General features: G+C 66.1%; 5 protein-coding genes. 3 read left to right on the top strand and 2 right to left on the bottom strand.

Annotated features, from left to right (window positions below):
• Window positions 1–452 (bottom strand): transposase (locus ACWFR4_RS47345; protein WP_453658005.1); only part of this gene is annotated, 452 nt, incomplete at its 3' end.
• Between the two features lie 165 nt (window positions 453–617).
• On the opposite strand from ACWFR4_RS47345, the gene ACWFR4_RS47350 reads away from it, so the two are divergent.
• From ACWFR4_RS47350 to ACWFR4_RS47360, 3 genes are all read left to right on the top strand, one after another.
• Window positions 618–1,052, top strand: a complete 435-nt coding sequence (locus ACWFR4_RS47350; protein ID WP_453657997.1) for a pentapeptide repeat-containing protein — start codon at window positions 618–620, stop codon at window positions 1,050–1,052.
• A 97-nt stretch (window positions 1,053–1,149) separates the two neighbouring features.
• Window positions 1,150–2,427, top strand: a complete 1,278-nt coding sequence (locus ACWFR4_RS47355; RefSeq protein WP_453657999.1) for an IS701 family transposase — start codon at window positions 1,150–1,152, stop codon at window positions 2,425–2,427.
• A 791-nt stretch (window positions 2,428–3,218) separates the two neighbouring features.
• A complete protein-coding gene (locus tag ACWFR4_RS47360; protein WP_453658001.1) occupies window positions 3,219–4,436 on the top strand; it encodes an IS110 family transposase in 1,218 nt (405 codons plus the stop codon).
• A 59-nt stretch (window positions 4,437–4,495) separates the two neighbouring features.
• On the opposite strand, the gene ACWFR4_RS47365 is transcribed toward ACWFR4_RS47360, so the two are convergent.
• Window positions 4,496–5,269 carry a hypothetical protein gene (locus ACWFR4_RS47365; RefSeq protein ID WP_453658003.1) on the bottom strand — a complete coding sequence of 258 codons (774 nt, stop codon included), beginning with the start codon at window positions 5,267–5,269 and terminating at the stop codon, window positions 4,496–4,498.
• Between the last annotated feature and the right edge of the window lie 566 nt (window positions 5,270–5,835).

Below are 5,835 nucleotides of genomic sequence, written 5' to 3' on the forward strand. Positions count from 1 at the left end.
CATACCCGGATCGCCCGCCCGCACATTGGAACAGCTACACGCCCGAACAACCCCCGCGGAAACCCGTCGCTGACAGTTATTGAAATACGGGCCCCGGCGGTGCCAGTGTATTGGCGCTGGACCCCAACGGTGTGGGTGCCCTTCTTCACGTCGCCGGTCTCGTCCACGACCAGCACCGCGGCCTCGTCGTGCAGGTGCTCCACGACGTACTCGCGCACGTCGTCGCGGACGGCATCAGCGTCCCAGGCCGCCCGGCACAGCAGATGCTGCATGCCATGCGGATTCGCGTCCCCGGCCCACTCCGCGATCGTCCAGCAGTTCTTGCGCGGCAGGTCCGCCAGCAGTCCCAACACCAATCGCCCGGCCCGCCGCCGGGGTTCGACCCGGGCGAACCGGCCCGCGATACGCCCCGTGGCCACCTCGAACGCCTCCCGCCAACGGACGGGATCTATGCTGTGACCTGCGGCCACCGTCTGATCTTCTGTCTTCACACACCGATGATCACCGGTGGCCGCACCTGCTCCCGCACCAGCCCGGACCTGTGTGACCGGCTGACGGACGGCGAACTGCCGGAAATCCGGGCGACGGCCACCGACCCGGCTGACACGCTGGCGCACATGACCACGCCACCGACCGCGAGACAACGACTCGCCGCGCTCCACAGCTATGCGGCCGTGAACCGTGAGGACTTCACCGGCCAGAACCTGGCTTCCGCTCGCACGTCGCGGCTGCGGTTCACCCGCTGCTCGTTCATCGGGGCCGATCTACGCCACGCCACCCTGGACGGGTGTTGGTTCAAGTTCTGTGACTTCAACGACGCAGACCTGCGCGGGGCTTCACTGCGCGAGGTCAGCCTGGCCGGATGCGATCTGCGCGGTGCTGACCTGCGCGACACCGATCTGACCGACGCCAGGTTCGGAAGCGTGAACACTGGCGTGCCCCCGCTCGGGCTGACCTACGTCACCGGTGCCCGGTTCGAAGGAGCGTCCTTGCGCAACGTTCAAGCGGAAGGCGTCATCGGGTGGCCACTCGGGCACGGCGCGAACGAGTAGGGCCTGCCTGGCGGCGAGATCACGAACTACAGCTGGAGTACTAGTAGGGCTCCGTTAGGTCTGTCTCGCCGTCCTATTCGGGGGCATGTTGGAGGGTATGGACACGCATGAAGTGAACCGTGCTCGGGCGAAGTTGGCGTTATTCGTGGCTGATGTGTTCGCCTCCGTGCCGCGCAAGGATCAGCGGGCGAAGGGCGACTGCTATCTGCGAGGGCTGATGCTGAACGGGCGGCGTAATTCGATCCAGCCGATGGCGGAGCGGCTGCCGGACGGCAACGAGCAGAACCTGCAGCAGTTCGTGAACCAGTCGACCTGGGATCCGGTGCCGGTGCGGCGGCGGATTGCGGAGCGGATGGTGCCGCAGATCGGCCCGGCTGCCTGGGCGGTCGATGATGTGTCGTTCCCCAAGGACGGGAAGATGTCGGTGGCGGTCGCCCCTCAGTACTGCGGGGCTTTGGGCAAGCAGGCCAACTGCCAGGTCGCGGTGAGCGTGCATGCGGTTTCCGACACCGCGTCCTGTCCGCTGCAGTGGCGATTATTCGTGCCCGGGGAGTGGGCGGGCGACCCGATACGTCGGCGCAAGACCGGGATTCCGCAGGAGGTCGGGCACCGGGAGAAGTGGCGTCTGGCATTGGACACCCTTGATGAGCTGGCCGGGTGGGGGCTGGTGCCGCCGGTGGTGGTGGCCGACGCCGGCTACGGGCAGAACGCCGACTTCCGCGACGGCCTGGACAGCCGGGGAATCGGGTATGTCGTCGCCATCCGCTCGGATGTGACCGTCCACCCGCACGATGCCATGCCCCTCACGCCGCCCTGGCCGGGCAACGGCCGCAAGCCGCAGCCCCGCTACCGGGACAAGCCGTCCTCGGTGGCCGCGCTGGCGGCCGGCCATGGCCGGCAGGCGTTCACCGAGGTGACCTGGCGGGAAGGCTCCCGCGGACCGATGCGCTCACACTTCCTGGCTCTGCGGGTGCGGCCGGCCGGGGTCAGGGCCCGCCGCCTGGCCCAGGCCGCCGCCACCGCGCGGGAGGGCTGCTGGGACGGTGTCCTGCCCGAGGTCACGCTGCTGGTCGAATGGCCCGAAGGCGCCGAAGCACCCACCGACTACTGGCTGTCCAACCTGCCCGTCGGCACCCCGCTTGCCGAACTGGTCCGCCTGGCGAAGATCCGCTGGCGCATCGAGCACGACTACCGGGAACTCAAACACGGTCTCGGGCTGGACCACTTCGAGGGCCGTTCCTGGACCGGGTGGCATCACCACGTCACCCTGGTCACCGCCGCCCACGCGTTCCTCACCGAACAGCGACTGGCCCCAAAAGCCGATACAGCGGACTCACCCTCTACCAGATCCTCGACACCATCCAAGAGCTGCTGAACTGCTGGACCGGCACCCGCACCACCTGCCACCGCCCCCTGCCCAGAACATCAACCACCAGCCAGAACCCAAGATCCAGAGAAACCTAACGGAGTCCTACTAGGTGGCGGTCTTGTAGGCGTCTGGGAACTGACCCGCCAGGCTTCGGGACCGGGCTGGAGGAAGCTGCGGGTCTTCTCTGCGGTGGTCGCTTTGATGCTCGCCGGGCTGCTCGCCGTCTAGAGATGGCCAGTCGGCGTGCCCCTCCCATGCCTGTTCGGTCGGGAAACAGCGGGGAACAGCGGTCGCTGACGGACAACGCTCACGTAAACGGCCCCTGACCGAGTTACCTGGTCAGGGGCCATTCACCTGCGGTGGGTGTGGGATTTGAACCCACGGTGACATCGCTGCCACGACGGTTTTCAAGGCTGTTCAGGGCTTGTGCGCGGTCGGCGCTGACAGGTCCCCCTCTTAGCCATCAACTAGGCCTGGACGTCGGTTGGGCCACGGATTGGATACCGGACCACCCCCAGACAGAACCAGGGATGCAGCTGCACTTCAGAGCTGGATACCTCGCCGCCGACCGCGCGACGCCGACCCTAAAGGTCGTCCTACCTTCTTGGCGTGGGCGTGCTCTGGTCGTTCGTAGGATCGGAGGGCCCGGGGGCTTCGGGTATGGCTGTAAAGGTTGAGCCGCTGGATGGCTTACGGGACTTGGCCGCCCGAAGCCCCACGACGACCCGACCGCCAATTGGGATACGCGACTTGATCGCTGCTGTAGGACAACGCCGGCGCGGTCGTCTGCGGGTTCCATGTGCGACGAGCTGGCGGAGGGAAACGTGCCCGACATCTGGGCCGGTGTGGACATCGGCAAGACACATCACCACGCCGTGGCGATCAACGCGGAGGGCAAGCGGCTGCTGTCCCGCCGGATCCGCAATGACGAGACCGAACTGCTGACACTGCTCGGCGACGTGTTGGCGATATCCGATGACGTGTTGTGGGCCGTCGACCTTAACCATGGCGGTGCTGCTCTGCTGATCGGTCTGCTCACCGCTCACGGCCAGTCTGTCGCCTACCTCACCGGCCTGGCAGTGCACCGCGCCTCGGCAACCTACCGGGGCGAGGGAAAGACCGACGCGAAGGACGCCTTCGTCATCGCCGACCAGGCACGCATCCGCCGGGACCTGGGACTGCTCAGGCCCGGCGACGAGATCGCCATCGATCTGCGCACGCTGACGACCAGACGTCTGGACCTCGTCTTCGATCGCACCCGTCAGATCAACCGGCTCCGCGCCCAACTGCTGGAGATTTTCCCTGCGTTGGAGCGGGCACTGGATTTGACCAACAAAGGTCCGGTGATGCTGCTGACGGGATACCAGACTCCGGCAGCAATCAGACGAGCAGGCACGAAGCGGATCGAGACCTGGCTCAAGAACCGCAAAGTTAAAGGTGCCGCTGCACTGGCTCACGTGGTGGTGGAAGCCGCCCAGGCTCAGCACGCCGCGCTGCCCGGCGAGACGGTGGCCGCAGCGATGGTGGTTCGCCTCGCGAGGGCAGTGATGGCCCTCGAGGAGGAGATCGCGGAACTCGACGCCCTCATCGAAGCCCGGTTTCACGAACATTCGCTGGCCGACGTGATCCTCAGCCTGCCCGGCATGGGCACCAGGCTCGGCGCGGAGTTCATCGCCGCAACGGGCGGCGACATGGACGCCTTCGGCAGTGCCGACCGCCTGGCCGGCTTCGCCGGTCTGGCCCCGCAGCCCCGAGACTCGGGCCGTGTCAGCGGCAATCTGCGCAGACCCCGCCGCTATCACCGTGGTCTGCTCCGGACCATGTACTTGTCGGCGATGGCCAGCCTCAAGTCCTGTCCTGACTCCAAGGTGTACTACCAACGCAAGCGGCGGGAAGGGAAAGGCCACAAGCAGGCTTTGCTTGCCCTGGCTCGTCGTCGCGTCAACGTTCTGTGGGCGATGATCCGTGACGGAGTGTGCTATCAGCCGTCACTTCCAGTTGCGGCTGCGGGTTGACATCAGCATTGGGAAGTCCCGTAGCTGTGCCGAGTAGGTCGAGAGGCAGTCCAGGGAACTCACTTCACTACGACGTTGTCGCCAGCCGAAGTCGACGGCCCGGTAGTGGTGTTGCCGTAGTACGCCCAGCGCCAGGTACCGGTCTGGGATGCCTTCACGGTCGTCCCGAGATCACCCGAGCCGTTCGCGTATACCTTCTTCACCGTGGTGTAGGAGGTGGCTCCGGTGGGCTTGAACTGCAGGCTCACCAGGCGGCCTCCGTAGGAGGCGTACTTCCTGGTCTCCCAGTTGGCCCGCGTGACCTTTCCGGTCACGGTGATGGTCCTACCCTTGGCTACCGGCTCGGGCGAGGCATTCACAGTCAGGCGGGAGTTGCGCTTGACGTAGACAGTGAGGCCCTCATCGTCAGTGTCACCGCCGCCGCCCTTGAAGGACACCTCGGCCGCGACCTTCCAGGCTCCGGCCTCGCTGTTGTGCATATCCCACACGCTCGGGTCGAAGTACATCGTCTCGTTGAAGTCGCACACGCCAGTGCTCACCTTGATGCAGTCGCTCGTCTCGATGGCGTGCCACAGCCGATCACCCGTCGGATCCGCATTGCCGCGGTACAGGAACACCGCCGGATACTTCCACTCATGGGTGGTCGCCATCCGGAAGGAGGTGGGCGCCGCGACCTCGTTCGACACCCCGATCACAATGGGCTTGCCGCCATTCACCTGGACACGGGTGAACGAGACCCCGCCCTCGGCCGCCCCGGCCGGCACCGCGGCCACGCCCGTGAACACCACCGCCGCGCCACCGGCCACGACAGCTCTCCAGACCTTCTTCCCCACCTGATCCCCGATCTCTGCACCGAAAGGCGCCGGAGACTCATCTTCCGGCGCCTTTCAGACAGCCGGGATCCACGCGGGGTTGTGCACCCTTGGATCACGATCGGGCATCAGGCGATCTTCGCCTCGCACGAGGCGGCCGACACCGGTCGAAGATCATTTACGGGACAACAGGTTAGGGCCTCACACGGACAGCAGTAGCGGTGAGTGTCTAACTGCGTGACAACCGCGACGTACAACCACGAACAACCGTGGACGTCAGCGGACCATCAGAGCCGGTGACAGGCACAGCAACCCAAGGGAGCGAGCATCCCCAGTTACTTCGGGACGAAGAAGTCCCCGTGCCACAGCCGTGCCACATCGTGCGGTCAACCACGGTCAACGACGGCTCGGCGCAGTCGAGACGCGCCGTTCACCTAGGCTGCCGCTACAGCCGGAGTGACCTGGGGGCATTCGCTTCGGATCACGGCTGCCCTTACAAGGCAGATGTCGGCGGTTCGAAACCGTCCGCGCCCACCAGGTTCGGGAGGCGGGCGGCATCGGCAGTCCTAGATCGACTGCGAGGCCTG

The organism is Streptomyces sp. NPDC055140 (assembly GCF_053607285.1).

Coding starts and splice junctions, on each gene's coding strand:
- ACWFR4_RS47350 (WP_453657997.1), top strand. CDS start 618: ATGACCACGCCACCGACCGCGAGACAACGACTCGCCGCGCTCCACAGC.
- ACWFR4_RS47360 (WP_453658001.1), top strand. CDS start 3,219: ATGTGCGACGAGCTGGCGGAGGGAAACGTGCCCGACATCTGGGCCGGT.
- ACWFR4_RS47355 (WP_453657999.1), top strand. CDS start 1,150: ATGGACACGCATGAAGTGAACCGTGCTCGGGCGAAGTTGGCGTTATTC.